This is a genomic window from Trueperella abortisuis (assembly GCF_030811095.1).
GTDB classification, from domain to species: Bacteria; Actinomycetota; Actinomycetes; order Actinomycetales; family Actinomycetaceae; genus Trueperella; species Trueperella abortisuis.
Genome location: NZ_JAUSQL010000001.1, coordinates 2,420,250 through 2,437,478 on the forward strand (window position 1 = coordinate 2,420,250; position 17,229 = coordinate 2,437,478).

The 17,229-nt window shown below is 68.8% G+C and carries 13 protein-coding genes; 2 read left to right on the top strand and 11 right to left on the bottom strand.

What is annotated here, in order from left to right; all coding sequences use genetic code 11:
* Window positions 1-97: 97 nt before the first annotated feature.
* From hrpB to J2S45_RS10960, 5 genes are all read right to left on the bottom strand, one after another.
* Window positions 98-2,638: an ATP-dependent helicase HrpB gene (gene hrpB / locus J2S45_RS10940; RefSeq protein WP_307634109.1), complete on the bottom strand. Its 2,541-nt coding sequence runs from the start codon at window positions 2,636-2,638 to the stop codon at window positions 98-100.
* A gap of 20 nt (window positions 2,639-2,658) precedes the next feature.
* Complete coding sequence (locus J2S45_RS10945) at window positions 2,659-3,276, bottom strand: TetR/AcrR family transcriptional regulator (protein WP_307635421.1); 618 nt, start codon at window positions 3,274-3,276, stop codon at window positions 2,659-2,661.
* Window positions 3,277-3,389: 113 nt separating this feature from the next.
* Complete coding sequence (locus tag J2S45_RS10950; RefSeq protein WP_307634111.1) at window positions 3,390-6,476, bottom strand: efflux RND transporter permease subunit; 3,087 nt, start codon at window positions 6,474-6,476, stop codon at window positions 3,390-3,392.
* A gap of 132 nt (window positions 6,477-6,608) precedes the next feature.
* Entirely contained in the window at window positions 6,609-7,286 is a 678-nt protein-coding gene (locus J2S45_RS10955; protein WP_270973725.1) for a potassium channel family protein, read from the bottom strand.
* Window positions 7,279-8,613 carry a TrkH family potassium uptake protein gene (locus J2S45_RS10960; protein ID WP_407702438.1) on the bottom strand — a complete coding sequence of 445 codons (1,335 nt, stop codon included), beginning with the start codon at window positions 8,611-8,613 and terminating at the stop codon, window positions 7,279-7,281. The genes J2S45_RS10955 and J2S45_RS10960 overlap by 8 nt, the downstream gene beginning before the upstream one ends.
* 134 nt (window positions 8,614-8,747) lie before the next feature.
* Here J2S45_RS10960 and J2S45_RS10965 point away from each other — a divergent pair, with 134 nt between their 5' ends.
* On the top strand, window positions 8,748-10,067 hold the full coding sequence (locus J2S45_RS10965) for a hypothetical protein (RefSeq protein WP_307634114.1): 1,320 nt from the start codon (window positions 8,748-8,750) through the stop codon (window positions 10,065-10,067).
* Between the two features lie 52 nt (window positions 10,068-10,119).
* Here the strand turns inward: J2S45_RS10965 and tgt are convergent, their stop codons facing one another.
* From tgt to J2S45_RS10995, 6 genes are all read right to left on the bottom strand, one after another.
* Window positions 10,120-11,349, bottom strand: coding sequence for a tRNA guanosine(34) transglycosylase Tgt (gene tgt, locus J2S45_RS10970; protein WP_296931523.1), 1,230 nt, complete (start codon window positions 11,347-11,349; stop codon window positions 10,120-10,122).
* 3 nt (window positions 11,350-11,352) lie between these two features.
* Window positions 11,353-12,042, bottom strand: coding sequence for a queuosine precursor transporter (locus J2S45_RS10975; RefSeq protein WP_307634115.1), 690 nt, complete (start codon window positions 12,040-12,042; stop codon window positions 11,353-11,355).
* Between the two features lie 157 nt (window positions 12,043-12,199).
* Window positions 12,200-13,027 (bottom strand): DUF4261 domain-containing protein, encoded by an 828-nt coding sequence (locus J2S45_RS10980; protein ID WP_307634116.1) that lies wholly within the window; start codon window positions 13,025-13,027, stop codon window positions 12,200-12,202.
* A 23-nt stretch (window positions 13,028-13,050) separates the two neighbouring features.
* Window positions 13,051-13,599 (bottom strand): DUF4825 domain-containing protein, encoded by a 549-nt coding sequence (locus J2S45_RS10985; RefSeq protein WP_307634117.1) that lies wholly within the window; start codon window positions 13,597-13,599, stop codon window positions 13,051-13,053.
* A 146-nt stretch (window positions 13,600-13,745) separates the two neighbouring features.
* Window positions 13,746-14,462, bottom strand: a complete 717-nt coding sequence (locus J2S45_RS10990) for a CYTH domain-containing protein (RefSeq protein WP_270973713.1) — start codon at window positions 14,460-14,462, stop codon at window positions 13,746-13,748.
* Between the two features lie 72 nt (window positions 14,463-14,534).
* Window positions 14,535-15,821: a hypothetical protein gene (locus tag J2S45_RS10995; protein ID WP_307634118.1), complete on the bottom strand. Its 1,287-nt coding sequence runs from the start codon at window positions 15,819-15,821 to the stop codon at window positions 14,535-14,537.
* Window positions 15,822-15,969: 148 nt separating this feature from the next.
* Here J2S45_RS10995 and ilvA point away from each other — a divergent pair, with 148 nt between their 5' ends.
* Window positions 15,970-17,217 carry a threonine ammonia-lyase IlvA gene (gene ilvA, locus J2S45_RS11000; RefSeq protein WP_270973710.1) on the top strand — a complete coding sequence of 416 codons (1,248 nt, stop codon included), beginning with the start codon at window positions 15,970-15,972 and terminating at the stop codon, window positions 17,215-17,217.
* Window positions 17,218-17,229 lie beyond the last annotated feature (12 nt).

Below are 17,229 nucleotides of genomic sequence, written 5' to 3' on the forward strand. Positions count from 1 at the left end.
GCCCCGACCACCGGCCGCCGCCCTCAGCCAGCCTCCACAGCCGCGAGCCCGCGGCCCGACCACCGGGCGCCGCCCTCCTGACCGCCCGCCGCTGGCCTCACCGTTCGCCGCGCCGCTTGGCCCGCCGCGTCGGCGTCGCCGTCAGCGGATCCTCAGGCCACGGATGACGCGGATAGCGCCCGCGCATCTCGGCCCGCACCTGCAGGTAGGGCCCCTCCCAGAACGACGCCAGATCCTGGGTGATCGCCAGCGGCCGCTGGGCGGGGGAGAGTAGCTCGAGCGTCACCGGCACCCCGGCCAGCTTCGGCGTGGCCGTCCACCCGAAGCACTCCTGGAGCCGTAGCCGCACGGTCGGCCGGCCGCTCGAATAATCCACCTTCGCGCTCCCCGTAGGGGTGGCGATTCGTTCCGGGGCGAGCTCGTCCAGCCGTGCGGCCTGCGGCCACGGAAGCAGCGCCCGCAATCCGGCCAGCAGGTCCGGCTTCCCAGCGCCGAGCAGCGGGGTCAGCCAGTCGTCGACGCGCGCGGCCAGCGCCTCGTCGGACACGTCGGGCCAGGGTTCCCCCACGGCGTCGCGGACGAATGCCAGCCGTTCCCGAAGCGCGGTTGCCGCCGCCGGCCAGTCCAGCACCCCGACGCCGGCCCGCGCGACCTCCCGCGCCCGCGCGCTCGCCACCTGCTCTTTCGTGAGGCGAACCGGCTCGCGCCCCAGTTCGATGGCCCCCAGGCTCCGCACTCGCACGCCCTTGACGTTCATGGCGCGCACCTCGGTCTCCACCCGTTCGCTCACGCCCGGCCCGTACGTCAGGGCGTCCTCCGGCGTCACCGGCACGGCCGCCCTTATCACCGCATCCGCGCGCCCCTGCGCCTCACCCAGCTCCGCGACCGCCAGCCACTCCTGGCCCTCCAGCGGCGAGCCGTCCTCCAGCACCGCCCCCGCGCCGTTCGCCAGCACGTATCCGCGCCCGCGCCGACGCGCCACCCACTGCGGGTAGGCCAGCACGACGACGACGGCGAGCTCCTCGTCCACGCCCGCCCGGCTTGCACCCGACCCGGCTCCCGCAGGTGCGCCGCCCATCCGGCCGCCGGCCGAGCCCACGATCTCACCCGCCAGCGCGCGGAGCCGTTTTGCCTCCCGGGCCCACTCGCGGTCGCTGCCCGCTCGGCGCAGCTGCGCCGCCAGGTCCGCCCCGGGGATGCGTGGAGCCAGCGATAGCAGCGCGACCACCTCAGATGCTCGCCGGGCGCCCACGATCTCGGCGCCCTCCACCAGGGCGCGCCCGAGTTGCGGGGAGAGCGGCATGCCGGCCAGTAGCCGCCCGCGCGTCGTGATCGAACTGGAGCGGTCCACGGCGCCGATCGCCTCCAGCGTGCGGCGCGCCGCCTCGCCGGCCGCGGGCTTGGGGTAGTCGAGTAGCCGCAGGCCGGCCATCCCTGGGTTGCCCCACGCGGCGGCCTGCAGGCTCGCCCCCGTCACGTCGCCGACCAGGATCTCCGGCTGCGAAAACTCCACCGCCCGCGCGTAGCTCAGGCAGCGCCACGCCCTGCCCGGCCCCTCACGCCCGGCCCTGCCGGCGCGCTGATCTAGCCTCGCCCGCGACGCATGCACGGTCACCAGCCCCGAGATTCCCGTGCGCGGGTCGAAGCGCGGCTCGCGGGCCAGCCCGGCGTCGACGACGGCGCGCACACCCGGAACCGTGAGCGACGACTCCGCCAGGGACGTGGCCAAGATGATCCGATCCTCCCCGCCGGCAAGCACGCGGTCCTGTTCCTTGGCCGGCATCGACCCGTGCAGGGCCAGCACTGGTAGCGGCGCACCCGCGAGCAGCGCGCGCATCTTCTCGATCTCGCCCACGCCCGGCAAGAAGACCAGCACGGAGCCGGCCCGCCCCGTTCCCGCGTCGGCCCGTCCGGCGCCCGCAGCCCACTGCGCCGCCTCCCCGACCACGCGCGCCACGTGTGCGAGGAAGTCCCGGCTGACCACCACCCCGTGGCCCACGTCCGTCAGCGCTCGCGGCCCGAGTCGCTCCTCGATTTGCACCGGGTGGATCGCCCCGGGTATGTCCACGACCGTGCCACCCATCAGCTCCGCGAAGCGTCCGGCCTCCAGGGTCGCCGACATCGCCACCAGCCGAAGGTCGGGCCGCAGCGTGTCCTGCACGTCGAGGAGGAAGGCCGTGGCGAGGTCGGTATCGAGGTCACGCTCATGGATCTCGTCCACAATCACCGCGCCCACACCGGCCAGCTCCGGATCGTTCTGCAGCATTCTCAGCATGACGCCCGGCGTCACCATCTCCACCCGGCTGCCCGGCGTCGTCTGCCCGCGCACCCGGAACCCCACCTGCCGCCCCACCGGCTCGCCCAGGAGGTAGGCGATGCGTCGGGCCGCTGCCCGCGCCGCCACCCGCCTCGGCTGCACGACGACGACCTTACCCGCCGCGCCCCGACGCGCGGTGCCGGCCCCGCCCAGCTCTACCGGCACGGTCCCGGCCACGACGCTTGCCATCAGCACCGGCACCAGCATCGTCTTACCCGAACCGGGAGGGGCCGTGATCACGATGTTGCCGCGCTGGCGCGCGATGTCGGCCAGCCCGCGCGCGACGGGCAGGTCCGGCAGGTTCGCAAGCAGCCGCTCCACGCGCTCTGGCGCCCCGCCCACTAGCGCCCGGCGAGCGTGTCCAGCAGCGCCAGCGTCGTCGCCTTCACCTCGTCAGCCGAATGGCCCTGGTCGAGCAGCTTGAGGCCCGCGTCAAGGATCGAGCGGGTCATCTGGGCGTTGACAACCGCATCATCCGGCGTCACCTTGCGCCACAGCCCCACGATGCTCCGCCCGAGTTCGCGGTGGAAGTTGAGCACGGCGTCGGAGCGGGCCTGAATCTCCGTCCCCGACGGCGCCGCGTCCTTCTTTCCGCGCCCAAGCCCAGCCTTGACCACGTCAATCAGCCACTGGTGGCCGGCCTCCGCGCCGATGTCGAGGGTGATCTCCACGAGCGTGCGCAGCTGTTCGTATGGTTCCGCGTCCACCTCGAGCGCCGCGTCCAACCGGTGCTGCCAGCCAGGGATATAGCGTTCGAGCACGAGCAGGCGCAGGTCGTCGATCGACTCCACGTAGCGGTACACCGAGTTGCGCGCGATCCCCGCCCGCGAGGCCACGGCCCCCGCCGTCAGCGCCGCCGGCCCGTCCCCGCGCAGAATCTCTTCGGCACAATCCACCAGCTTGGTAAACATCATCGAGTGATGTTCCTTCACGGAGGGAGCTAGAATCTTCGGACTCATGTTCTTTCTTTCACGACGACGGTTCCCTCTAGTTTAACCCACCCGCGCCCGGCGCCGGCAGGGACCATCGCGCAGTTGGCTCACCCGCCTGGCACGCCAACTGCCGCGGCGGGCTATTCGACCTTCGCCCGCCTACGCTCTGCCACTCCCTCGACCAGCCGATACAGGATCGGCAAGAGGATCAGGGTCAGCAACGTTGACGTGATAAGCCCGCCGATCACCGTGATTGCCAGCGGCGTTGAGATGAACCCGGTCGAGGAGGACAGCCCCAGCGCCATCGGGATCATCGCCACGATCGTCGCCAGCGACGTCATCGCCACCGGCCGAACGCGCCGCATCGCGCCGTCGTGAACCGCGCTTGCCAGGTCCATGCCCTGCTCGCGGTACTGGTTGATGAGGTCCACCATCACCACCGCGTTCGTCACCACGATGCCGGCCAGCATGAGCAGGCCGATCATCGCCGACATATCCAGCGCCGTGCCCGTCATCAGGAGCGCGAGGACAGAGCCGATTGCCGCGAACGGTATCGCAACCAGCAACAACGCGGGCTGGAGCAGCGAGCGGAAGATCCACACCAGGACCACGTAGATCAGTAGCACCGCGGCCGCGAGCGCCAGGGCGAGCTGGCTGAATGATTCCGCCAGCTGCTGGGAGGCCCCGCCCATCGACGTCGTCGTCCCGTCCGGCAGGTCCAGCCCGTCCACCGTCTCCCGTACCGCGTCGGTCGCGTGCCCGAGGTTATCGGTGTCGACGGGCGTGGCCGACACCGTCGTCGTTGTTTGTCCATTCATCGTCACGATCGTCGGCAGGGAGTCCACTTCATCGACCGTCGCGAATGCCTCGAGCGGCTGGCCGAGGATCGTCATTGCGCGCAACTCGTCGATGGTGGTGACCGGGTCGTCGATCGAGATGTAGATCGAGGTGTCGACGTTATCGATGGTGATCTGCCCGATCTTCGGCTCCACCATCTGGGCCGCTATCATGCCGACCACGTCGTTCTCCGTCAGCCCCACGGCCGCGGCGGCGTCACGGTTGACGTTCACTTGCACCGCCGGGGTGATCGCGCTGGCGTTGTGCTCGGCACGTTTGATCTCGGATAGCTGGGATAGGGCGTCGTTGATCCGCTCGGTCGCCTCGGACAGCGCCTGGGGCGTGGGGGCCGTGACGTTGACGTCGATCGTGCCCGATCCCAACATCGACTGAGCCGAGCTGGAGGTGGTGCCCTCGCCGGTCACGGAGTCGCCGGCCGCCACGATCGCGTCGGTCAGGCTCGTGATGTCGGCCTCCTCGTCCACCGCGATCATGTACATGATCGAGTCGCCCGAGCGGCCCGAGCCGCCCATCGCCATCGGGCTCGAGCCGATCGTCGCCGCAGTCGACTCCACGCCCTTAACCGCCGAGATCTTTTCCTCGGTGGCATCCGCCTGTGCCACCTTCGCCTCCATCGACGCCCCCGGCGTCGTGGTCTGCGCGATTGTCACGGTGCCCTCATTTGTGCCGCCCAGCAGGTTGATCTTCAAGAGCGGGAACAGCGCCGCCGCGACGGCCAGGATCGCCACCGCCGCCACCAGCGTGATCGCCGGATGCTTCTGGGTGGTGCGCAGCGCCGGCTCGTAGGCGCGGTGCAGCCAGTAGCGCCTCTCCTTGTCCTGCGCACGACGCCGGAACTCCTCCGCCTCGCCTGCGGCCGCCGCTGCCACCGCCTCCTTCGACGGGCGCAGGAACCAGTACGCCAGCACCGGAACGATCGTCAGCGCGACCAGCAGCGACGCCGCCAACGCGATGACCACCGTGAAGGCGAAGGGCCGGAACAGTTCGCCCACCATGCCCGGCACCAGGCCCACCGGCACGAACACGATGAAGGACACCACGGTCGATGCCGTGATCGCAGAGGCCACTTCGCGCACCGCATCAAGGATCGCCTCACGCTTGGGCTTGCCGTACTCGAGGTGCCGTTTGATGTTTTCGATGACGACGATCGAATCGTCTACCACGCGCCCGATCGACAGGGTCAGCGCGGCGAGGGTGAGCATGTTGAGCGAGTAGCCGCCCACGAGCATCCCGATGAATCCGACCAGCAGCGAGAGCGGGATCGACAGCGCCGTCACCAGCGTGGAGCGGATCGAGGTCAGGAAGATGAGGATCACGACCACCGCGAACACCAGGCCAAGCAGGCCCTCCTGCGCGAGGGACTCGATCGAGCCGGTGATGAAGGGCGCCTGCGTGAAGAGGGTGGTGAAGTGGGTGTTGCTGCCGACGGAGGGCGCAAGCTCGTCGAAGACGTCGGTGACCCGGTCGGTGACCTGGACGATGTTGGCGTTCGCCGTGGGGAAGACGACGATGCCGAGCGCGGATTCGCCGTCGATCCGGCCGACCATCTGGGCGGGGGCCTGGGCGAGGCGCACCTCGGCGATGTCCGAGAGCGGGTAGACGGTTGCCGGCTGACCCGGCTGGGCCTCGCCCGCCACCACGGGGATCTGGCGCAGGGCCTCGACCGAGTCGATCTCCTGGCCCACCGTCACGTCGCGGGACTCATCTCCCTGCACGAGCGACCCCACCGGCACGGACAGCCCGTTGTCCTCGAGGGCCTGCTGGACGGCGTCGGCGGATATGCCGAGCTCGGCGATGCGGGCCTGGTCAAGCGTGATGGAAACCCGCTGCTCCGGGGCGCCAAGCAGCTGAACCGACGCAACGCCCTCCTCCTGTTCGATCGCGGGGACGACGGTGGAGCGCAGGCGCTGAGCCACCTCGAGCGGGTCACCGTCCGAGGTCACCGCCACGTAGGCGAGCGGAATGTCGGACGTTCCCCCGGAGACGACGTCGTAGGTGAGGTTGTCGGGGAAGTTCATCTTCGCTCGCGAGATCGACTGCTCCACACGGTTGGCTGCGCGGGCGATGTCCGTGCCGTAGTCGAGCTCGATAGTGACGATCGAGACGGAAGAGCGGGAGGTGGTGGAGGTGTCCGAGACCTCGGCGATCGTGGAAACCTGCTGCTCGATGGGGACGGAAACGCGGTCACGCATCTGCTCGGACGTCGCGCCCGGGGAGGTGGCCACGACGTTGATGACCGGCAGCTCCACGCGCGGGATGAGCTCCTGGCGCAGGGTGGCGAGAGCGAAGATCCCCAGCACAAAAATCACGGTCGAGACAAGGGCGACGAAAGGGCGGTTCTTCAGGGAACCTTCTGCGAGTCTAAACATTTTCCCCGGATCAGTAGGCCAACGCTACGAGCCTAGGGAAGGGTGGCGGGCGGTGCCAGCGTGTCCTCTCACAGAGAAGCGCCGCAGAGTTGCCGAGGGCGCGTTTTCGGCGGGGGACGCCGCGGCTAGGGGCTAGGGGCGCTCCGTCTCCCGCTCGAGCCGGGAGGTGGGGCCGGCGAGGATGATAAGGTCGCCCGACTCGAGGGTGTCCGCATCGCGGGCGGTGCGGAAGTTGCCCTCCCCGCGCTGGACGGCGATGATCTCCAGGCCAGTCTTCTTGGCGTTGACCTCGCCCACGGTCTTGCCCAGCAGGCGGGCGGGCGGGGTTGCCGCGGCCACGGAAAAGCCGTGGGTGAACTCGAGGTAGTCCTCCACCTCGTTGCGGATGAGGTGGGCGACCCGCTTGCCCATGTCGATCTCGGGGCGCACGATGTGGTTGACCCCGATCTGGGCGAGCAGGGTGGCGTGCGACTCCTTCGACGCCTTCGCCCACACGTCCGGCACCCCCATGGTCACCACGGCAGACGCGGCGAGCACCGAGGCCTCCACGTGTGAGCCGATGGCGATAATGACGCGGGATGCCTCGTCCACCCCGAGCTGGCGAAGCGCCTCGGGGTTGGTGGCGTCCGCGTGAACGATGTGGTCGAACTGGGTGGACAGCTCCTGGACGACATCCCTGTCGGAGTCCACGCACAGCACCTCCACGCCGCTGTTCTCCAATTCCGTGGCAAGCGCCCGGCCAAAACGGCCGAGGCCGAGGACGACGACGGCGCCATCGTCGTTGTTGCGATGAGCAAAGATGTTAGCCAATGGCAGGCCTTTCTTCGGGATACTCGTAGAGCCGGTTGGTCACCTTCCCGGCGAGGGTGGTGGCGAGGCCGAGGGGGCCCACGCGGCCGGCGAACATGAGAAAGATGAGGACGAGTTGGGCATAACGCGGCAGACTCGGCGTGATGCCCGTCGATAGGCCCACCGTACCGAAAGCGGAGGTAGTTTCAAAAAGCACCTGGTCAAGCGTGAAACCGGGCGAGAGCGCGAGGATGAGGAACGTTGCGCCCACCACGAGGCCGACGGCCGCGAACGTCACCGAAAGCGCCTGGCCGATCACGCGCCGGGAGAGGGTGCGCCCGCGCGCGGTGACGACCCGGCGTCCCCGCGCCTCCGCCCCGATCGTGGCGACGAGGACGCCAAGAGTGGTGATCTTGATGCCGCCCGCGGTGCCGCCACTGCCCGCGCCGATGAACATGAGGACGTCGGTGCCGAGCAGCGTCTGGGGGCGGGCCTGGGCGTAGTCGATCGCGTTGAAGCCGGCAGTGCGCGGGCTGACGGCGGCGAAGAAGGCGTTGAGGAGGCGACCGGGAGTGTCGAAGCCCGCCAGCACGCCGTTCCACTCGGTGAGCATGAGCGCCACGCCGCCGACGATCAGCACCACCGTGCCCATCCAGGTGAACACAGCGGTCAGCGACCAGCGCCGGCGCCGGTACTTCGGCGTGCGCAGGCGCCGGTAGGTCTCGAGCAGGACGGGAAAGCCCAGGCCGCCGACGATCAGCCCGAAGCTGAGGGGCAGGAGCACGAGGCCGTCGGCGGCGAAGCCCATGACGTTGTCCGAGTACAGGGCGAAGCCGGCGTTGTTGAAGGATGTGATCGAGTGGAAGAGGCCCTCCCACGCGGCACGCGCCCAGCTGTAGCCGTAGCCGAGGCGGAAGCGCAGGGTGAGGAAAACGAAGATGATGGCCTCGATGGCGAGCGTGAAGACGACCGTGGCGTTGACGATCCAGCGCACGTCGCCCAGGTTGCCGCGGCCCTCCGCGCCGGCACTCAGCCGCCGGCGCAACCCGAGGCGGGCGCCTAGCAGTATCGACAGCAGGCAGGCCACCGTCATGATCCCCAGGCCACCGAACTGGACGAGCATCATGATGACACCCTGGCCGAAGGGGGTCCACGCCGTCGCCGTGTCGAGGGTGATGAGGCCGGTCAGGCACACCGAGGAGGTGGCCGTGAAAAGGGCGTCAAGAATCGCCACGGGTGGCCCGGCGGAGGCCCACGGCGTGGCAAGCAGGATCGTGCCGATCACGATCAGGCTCAAGAAACTCAGTGCTACTGCGCTTGCCGGGCGCAGACGACGCAAGTGATGCACGAGGACAGCGTAAGCCCCCGCACGTCGTGACGACTAGTTCCGTGATCGGATCCTCCTTCGGCTCCCCGCGTGACCGGCCACGTCGTGCCCGGCGCAACATTTCGTTCCGCGCGGGGAGTTGATAATAATGAGGTATGGATTTCATGGAGTGGGCCCTACAGCAGACCTCCCAGCACCCCCGGCTGGCCAATTCCCTGGTCACGGCGAATGGGGACTGGCTGGATGTGCTCCTCGACGACGGGCGCACCTTCCGCTTCCGCCCCGGCGCCCTCATCCGGCGCGACGCCCCGCTTGAGCAGCGCACCGAGCTTCTCGACCGCCTCATCGGCATCGGCATCGACGGCGCCGAGGCCGCCACCGTCAGCGAGCCCGGCCGCGCCGGCGAGGACGGCGACCCCAGCCCGGACCTCTTCTCTTCCGACGATGCGGACGGCTCCTACGAGCCCTCCGGCGCCAGCCACCCGGACTACCCGACGGACTACACGGACGGCGAGGGCCCGATCGTCCCGATCGTGCGCTCTGCGGACTACTTTCTCCCAGCCACCCCGGGCGCCGACTCGATCGTCTACATCCCGCTCACGGCGTTCCTCGCCGTCGGGATCGCCCGCGACTACCCGGACACGATCCAGCCTATCTACTACGAGCAGCTAGAGGACTCCCGCGAGATCGGGGAGATCATGAGCGACGCCGTCATGGCGCTGCGTTTCATGACGAACGATACCCAGCAGTCGGTGGAGATCGGGATCACGGAAATCGCGGGCGCCGAGGTGATGACGTTCCTGCAGCCGCCGAACTACGAACTGTCCTGGTTCGCGGACCTCGACATGATCCAGCAGGTCGCCGAACGCATCAGCGAGCGCCGCCCCGACGACATCCCGCTGTTCATCCCCGCCTCGCGCACGAAGCTCTTCATCGTCTTCGCAGACGACCCGCACCTGGCCGACTTCTTCAAGCTGCTCCTCGCCCAGCGCAACTCCGAGGACGCGATCTACCCCCTGCCCCACACCGTCGCCGCGGACGGTTGGCTCGAATGGCAACCCTTCCCCGGCTCCGAGCTGGCGGAGGTGCTCGGCGCGCTGCGCAACTACTTCCGGCAGAAGATCTACACCGCCCAGGAGGACATGATGCGCCAGTGGCCGGCGTTCGGGAAGGTCAAGGCCTTCCTGCCGCGGCGGCTGGCCAGCGGCGAGCGGGTCTCCGCCGCCACGTGGGACGCCATCGACACCCACGGCTCCATCCCCCACACCGACTTCATCACTTTCACCCGCTCGCCCCACCCGTGGGAGGCGGTGCCGGCCGTCAACATCACGGTTCGCACGCACGTCGCCCGCGAGATCTGGCCCGCCGGCATCGTCGAGGACGACACGGTCTGGCCCCCACGCTACGGCGTCACGGGTTTCCCCGATGAGGAGACCCTGCGCAAGCTTCGGGATGCCGCCGACCGGCGCTTCTAGCGCCGGTCGGCGCCCCGGGATCTGATCCTTGAGGCGATGACCGCGAGCGCGGCTACTTGGCGAGCGGGCCGGCGCCGCCATAGAACCGCCCGAGCGTGTCCGCCTTGAACTCCCAGTAGGTTCCCTCCACGATCGAGGCACGAATCTGGTCGACCAGGTGTACGGTGAAGTGCTCGTTGTGGATCGTACACAGCGTGGCCGAGAGCATCTCCTTCGCCTTGAACAGGTGGTGGATGTAGGCCCGCGTGTAGTTCTGGCACGTGTAGCACGTACACCCCTCCACGAGGGGGCCGAAGTCTCGCTTGAACTCGGCGCGGGTGACGTTGAAGCGGCCAGTGGGGGCGTAGATCGCCGCGTTGCGGGCCACGCGTGAGGGGTTGACGCAGTCGAAGGTGTCCGCCCCCGACTCGATGCACGCGAAAAAGTCGTCCGGCTCGGAGATGCCGAGCATGTGGCGCGCCCGGTCCTCCGGCAGCTCCTCGCTCACCCAGGCCGTGATCGTGGACAGGTTCTCCTTCTCCAGGGCGCCCCCGATCCCAAAGCCGTCAAAGCGCTGGCCATCGACCTCCATCGACCCCAGGTCGCGGGCCGCCTTCCTGCGCAGGTCCTCGTACTGGGCGCCCTGAATCACCCCGAAGAGCTGCTGGTAGGGCTTACCCGCCCGCGCCTCGGTCAGCCGCTTGTGCTCGGCCAGACACCGCTGCGCCCACAGCCTCGTCCGCTCGAGGGCCTCCTCCTGGTACGGCCGGGTGTTCATCAGCGTCGTCAGCTCGTCGAACGCGAAGATGATGTCCGCCCCCAGCTCGTGCTGGATCCGCATCGAGATCTCCGGGGTGAAGCGGTGCTTGTCGCCGTTGAGGTGGGAGCGGAACCAGACGCCGTCGTCGTCGACGTTGGCGAGGCGCTCCTTGCCCGGCGCCACCGCGTCGTCGGCAACGGTCTTGCCCGAGAACTCGTCCGAGAGCACCTTCTTGAAACCCGACCCCAGGCTCATCACCTGGAAGCCGCCCGAGTCCGTGTAGGTGGGGCCGTCCCAGTTCATAAACGCGCCCAGGCCGCCCGCCTCGTCGACGACGTCCGAACCCGGCTGCAGGTAGAGGTGATAGGCGTTCGACAGCACCGCCTGCGCACCCAGCTCCTTCACCGACTCGGGCAGGGTTGACTTGACCGTCGCCTTCGTGCCCACGGGGATGAAGGCGGGGGTGTGGATGGTGCCGTGCGGGGTGTGGATGGTGCCCGTGCGCGCGAGCGTGCCATCCAGGCGGGATTCGAGGCTAAACATGGCTTACTTTCGGTAATTCGGTTCGTACTTCTTGATGAGGTTAATGACGACGTAGGTGATGGGCAGGAAGACGACCTCCACCGACACCTTGTACAGGAAGCCGACGACGGCGAGGTTCGCGATGGTCGCCCAGCCGGCGACGCCGGCCCACGCCACCACACAGAAGATGGCCGTGTCCGCCGCCTCGCCCACCAGGGTGGAGCCGATCAGGCGCGCCCACATATGCTCTTCGCCCCAGCGGTCCTTGATCGCGGTGAGGACCTTGGCGTTCAGCAGCTGGCCGGCCAGATAGCCGGCGAGTGAGGCGAAGACGAAGCGCCACACCACGCCCAGGACCTCCTCGAAGGCGGCTTGGCTCGTGTAGTCGGGGTGGGCGGGCAACTGGATCACGGCCCAGAACGTGAGCGAGGCGAGGAAGGAGACCACGAACCCCATGAAGATCGTGCGCCGGGCGGCCTTAAAGCCGTAGACCTCCGACAGGACGTCGCCGATGATGTAGGTCAGCGGGAAGAGGATCGCTCCGCCGTCGAAGGTGAGCGGGCCGATCTCCACCAGCTTCGTGGCGCCGATGTTCGACAGCAGCAGGAAGGCAACGAAGAAGACCGCGAAGTAGTCGTAGAAGCCGCGGCGGACGCCGGCGTATGCGCTCGCAGAGCTCGAATGGGCGGTCGCGGTGGGGTCGGGGGCAGTCATGGTGTCCTTTCGTAGGCGCGGTATCGCGCGTCGATGCCGGGCACTGCCACTACCCGAGCGCACCACGGCTCGCGGAGGCGGCCGGGTGGGACGCCGATCGCTCGTGCGTCCGCATACATGGTAGCACCCGCTGCCGGCTTCCCCGGCCGGCGCCCGGCTAGAAGTCGAGCCGGATCACCGTGGCGCCGTCCGCCTGCGACACCTCCTGCGAGATCGCGATCTGCTCCCCGTCCGAATACCCCAAGGTCTGGCTGGGCAGCAGGAAGGTGTCGCCCGTGACCACGTAGTTCGCCACGTTCATCAGCAGGTTGTAGACGTCCTCCTCCGATCGCGTCGATTCGCGCACCTGCACGTCCAGGTGCCCGAAGTCCGTCAGGCCAAGCGTGCGCCCAAAGGTGAGATCGTGGCTGTGTACCCGCGTGTTGATCCACAGCGGTAGCGGCGCCTGCCCCTTCGTCAGCATCTCGGCCAGGCTCGTCACCATCGACGGCGGCATCAGCACCCCCAGCTCGTCGCGATAGACCCCGATCGCCGCCGGCTCGCGCATCAGCCCGTCCATCACCTCGGTGAACACGACGTGCGCCTTGACCATCTTGTGACGACGCCGGAGCTCCCTTTCCAGCGCCGCCTCCGGATCCGGCTCTGCGACCGGAGCGCCGCCGGGTTCGCCGGGGGCGTCGTCGGGAACGAAGAACGAGGCCGCCACGTGGAAGCGGTGCAGGGGAAGCTGCCCGCGTTCGAGCACGAGGCCGTGGGGCACGGGGGTGAGCAGCACGTGGACGCCGTCGAGCTCGAAGTGAAGCACGCGGCCCGCGTCGCCGGCCTGCTCGTCCACGACCTCCCAGGCGGGAGTGATGGTCTCGCCCCACAGTGCGGCGAAGCGTTCGGTGGCGGCCTCGAGGTCGACGGGCGCGCGCATGATCGCCGCGGCCGAGAACATCGCGGGGGCGGTGGGGTGGATGGAGGTGATTCCGAGCTCGTGCATGGCACGAGTCTACCGGGTGGTCCCTAACTATCCGCGACCAGGGTACCCGCCTCCAGCGGGATCAGCCCGCGCACGCCCTGCCACGCCTCCGCGGTGTCTAGCAGGTCGGAGAGCGGGGTGCCGAAGCGCGCCTCGATCGCGGGGCGCTCCACGTAGTAGCTCCTGCCCGGCGTCACGTACGTCACCGAGCGGGCGTTATCGATGGCGGCCATGAACGCGATCGCCGAATACAGGACATTCTCCCGCTCGTTGGTGGTCTCCCCGTCGACGATCATGACCACCACGTCCGTGTCGTGGATCTCCACTCGGTCGATGCGCGCCCCCAGCGGGAGCGCGTACAGCGCCTGGATCGTGTTCGAGTTGTCGCCAACGTAGGGCTCACGGTGGTGGTCGATCACGCTGATGTCGTGCGTCAGGAACGACGACTGCTGTTCCAAGGATTGTGCCTGCGCCGCGGTGGCGTCGGATTGCGTCAGGCGGATCCACGTAAAGCCAATGATGACGATCATGGCCAGCCCGATGGAGATGAGCACCTGCACCATCAGGCTCTTACGCGAGGAGGAACTGTTCATGCTCCCATTATTGTTGACCTGCCCGTATGGACCAATAGCCCTCCGGGTTGAAAGGGGGGCCGGCACCACCCGGCTAGGGGATGAGGGCGGGCGGAATCACGCCGGCCTGCCTCCGCTAGCTGGGAAGGCCGCGCTGGTGACACGGGTTAGCCGCGAAGGTCGAGGAAGAAGGGGCCGCGCTGGTCGAGCTCATTCATGTAGAGGGCATCCCAGTGCTGCCAGGGTTCCTTGGACAGGGAGTCGTTGGTGAAGCGCGGGTCGGTGGTGACTTCGGTGACGCAGAAGTCGGGGATGACCAGGTCCACCACCGGGCTGAGGCGCTCGATCTCCGCCACCACCAGTCCGGCGTTCTGGCCGGCGAAGACGTCGAACTCCCAGCCGTCCTCGCCCACCCACAGCGAGTGGCGGGTCTTCGCCACGATCCGGCCCGAACGCTGGATGATCTGCACGGCGACGTCGGGGTCGAGCTCGGTCTCCATCTCGTAGCGCTCGCCCGCCACCGACGGAGACTTCACCGCGATCGTCGCCACCGGCGCGGTGGGCGCCGGGCGCGCTCGGTCCGAGGCTGACGCCGACGCCGCGGCGGGAATTGAGCTGGCGCCTGCGGCGCTGCCGGCCACGAGCTTGGCCAAGAGGCGGCGCTCGTAGGCGCCGAGTTCGTCGACGCCGGGGTCGAACGCGGGAGCGTCCAAGTCGGCCTGGATGTCCACTCCCCGGAAAGCGAGGCGGACGCGGATGGCGTAGCCGGCTTCGGCGAAGACGTAGGCCTGAATGATCACCTTCGGCGCGCCATGCTCGACCACGCCCTCGGGTAGCTCGCGCACCAGGAACTTGCGTTCGAATTCGAAGGGAAAGTCTTCCATGGCGAAAGCATACCCCGGCCCGGGGTCGGGCCGGGGGCTAGCCGGGGTCTGGCCGCAGGCTAGCTGGGGCTATCAGCCGAGCGGGCGCAGGTAGTGCAGGGCCGACCCGTCCCATTCGAAGAACATGTCGGCGCTTCGGCCCTCGCCGGCGAGCCCATCATCCGTGAGCGCCTCGCCCGTGGCCAGGTTGACGATCCTCTTCCCGACCAGCGCGAACGGGGCGTCGCGCTCCAAGAGCTCGGCGCCGGCGGGGATGTCGGTCAGCCAGCGCCCAGCCGCGAGTACGGCCGTCGCGTGATCCCCTTCGCCGGTCTCGGCGAGGGCGGAGGCCAGCTCGCCGGCGGTCACGTCGGGGTCCATGCCCTGCACGTGGTACAGGGATCCGGCGCTGCGCGCGCTCAGCGCGGTTGCGCGCCGTAGATTCCCACGCTCGTCGTATTCGACCACCTGGCCCGCATCGACGCAGACGATCCCGTCCGTCACCGACCAGCACTCATCCCCGCTAACCTCGCTGAGCTGAGGAAAGGTGATGAAGGTCGTGCCCGAGCGGGCTGGGATGCCGGTGTCGATGATGTCAGCCCCGATCGTCACCTCGCCGTCCGCCGTGAAGAGTCGCTTGTCCTTCACCGCGTCCCCGCCGGCATCGATCACCGCCGCCAGCACCGAATCGCGCCCCAGCCGCGCAATGCCCGCACCCGAGTCATATGCGCCAACCAGCCGCGGAACCTCCGTGTCGAGCACGTGCGCCCGCGACCAGCGCAGCTCCTCCGCACCCGACCTTGCGCTCAGCACGATCAGGTCGCTCGGCTCCGTGCCGGGCGCGGCACTGCTTCCCGGCGCGGCACTGCTTCCCGGCGCAGCGCCGACTGTGGGCTCTTCCCGGCTCGCGCCCGACCCGGCCCCCGCCGCGCCCGACCCGGCCCCATCCGTGCCCGACCCGACGGAGACGAACACCGACCCGCTCGAGGCGTCCATCGCGATGAGCTCCGCGCCGTCTGGGATCTCGTACGTCCAGGTGGGCAGGGTGCGCCCGGAGCTCGCCACGCTAAACGCGTGCAGCTGCGTGCCGCGCGCCGCCGCGAGCGCGGCCACCAACGTCCCCGACTGCCGGTCGTAGACCACCGACGACGGCCGGTCCGCCAGCTCCACCGACCACGCCCGCTCGGCGCCGCCCTGGTAGGGGTTGCGCACCGGCTCAGGGAGGGGCGCCGGCCTCGCCTCGGGGGTGGGCTGAGCGCTCGGCGAGGAGGAACTCGGGGTCGGCGTCGGGGAGGCCGGCTTGGTGACGTCGCTACATCCGGCAAGCATCCAGGTGCATCCGGTGAGCACCAAAGCGATCGCCGCCGCGCGCTTCGTCATGCCGATCCTCCTCCTTCTCCTCGGGCCCGAGCCACACGGCCAGCCGCCCGAGCCACCCCGTCTCTCTTCACGATACCGGCACTGCTAGACCGGCCGCGAATAGTGGTGAGGATTTGGTTTCGAGTTCTTGACGCGGAAAGATGGGCATATGACGAAAGTGACCGGTACCGACGTGGTGGTTGCGGCGCAGACCCTTGGCTCGACCGTGCGCACCACCCCGCTTGAGGAATCAGTGCGACTCTCGGCCAAGGTGGGCCACCAGGTGCTCCTTAAGCGCGAGGACATCCAGGTGGGGCGCTCCTACAAGGTGCGCGGCGCGTACAACTTCCTCGCCTCACTCACCCCGGACGAGACACCCAACGGCGTGGTGTGCGCATCGGCGGGCAACCACGCACAGGGCGTGGCCTTCGCCTGCAACAAGAAGCGCATCCACGGCACGATCTTCATCCCGTCCACCACACCGCGCCAAAAGCGCAACCGCATCGCGGCGATCGGCGGGGACTGGGTCACGCTGTGCACGGTCGGCACCTCCTTCGACGAGTGCTCCGAGGCCGCGATCGCGTTCGCGAAGGCCAACGACGCCGTCTACGTCCACCCCTTCGACGACCCCCGCACCATCGCCGGCCAAGGCACGGTGGTCAAGGAGATTTTCGAGCAGGCCTCCACCCCGCCCGCCACGGTCGTCGTGCCGGTCGGCGGCGGCGGGCTACTGTCCGGCACGCTGGCCTGGGTCAAGCAGTTCCACCCGGAGGTCAAGGTGATCGGCGTCGAGCCGGCGGGGGCGGCGTCGATGGTGGCGGCGCTCAAGGCGGGAGCCCCGCAGACCCTGGAAACCGTGGACAACTTCGCCGACGGTACCGCCGTGGCCCGCGTCGGCAACCTCACCTACCAGATCGTCTCGGAGCTGTGCGACGACGTCGTCATCGTCCCCGAGGGCGCAATATGCACCGAGATGCTCGAGCTGTACCAGGTGGAGGGCATCATCGCCGAACCCTCGGGCGCGCTGGCACCGGCAGCGCTCAACGGCTACCTCGCCGACCTGCCCGACGGCCCGGTCGCCTGCATCATCTCGGGCGGCAACAACGACGTCATGCGCTACGACGACATCGTCGAGCGCTCCATGATCCACGAGGGCCTGCGCCACTACTTCCTCGTCACCTTCCCCCAGCGCCCCGGCGCGCTGCGCACCTTCCTCGACGACGTGCTCTCCGAGGGGGAGGACATCATCCTGTTCGAGTACACCAAGAAGAACAACCGCGAGACGGGCCCGGCACTGGTTGGCATCGAGATCGAGGACCGCGCCAAGATCGACGATCTGCGCGCCCGCATGGATGCCTCCGACCTCGAGATCGAAGAGCTCGAACCCAACTCCCCGCTCTTCGGCTACGTCCTCTAACCGCACATGACC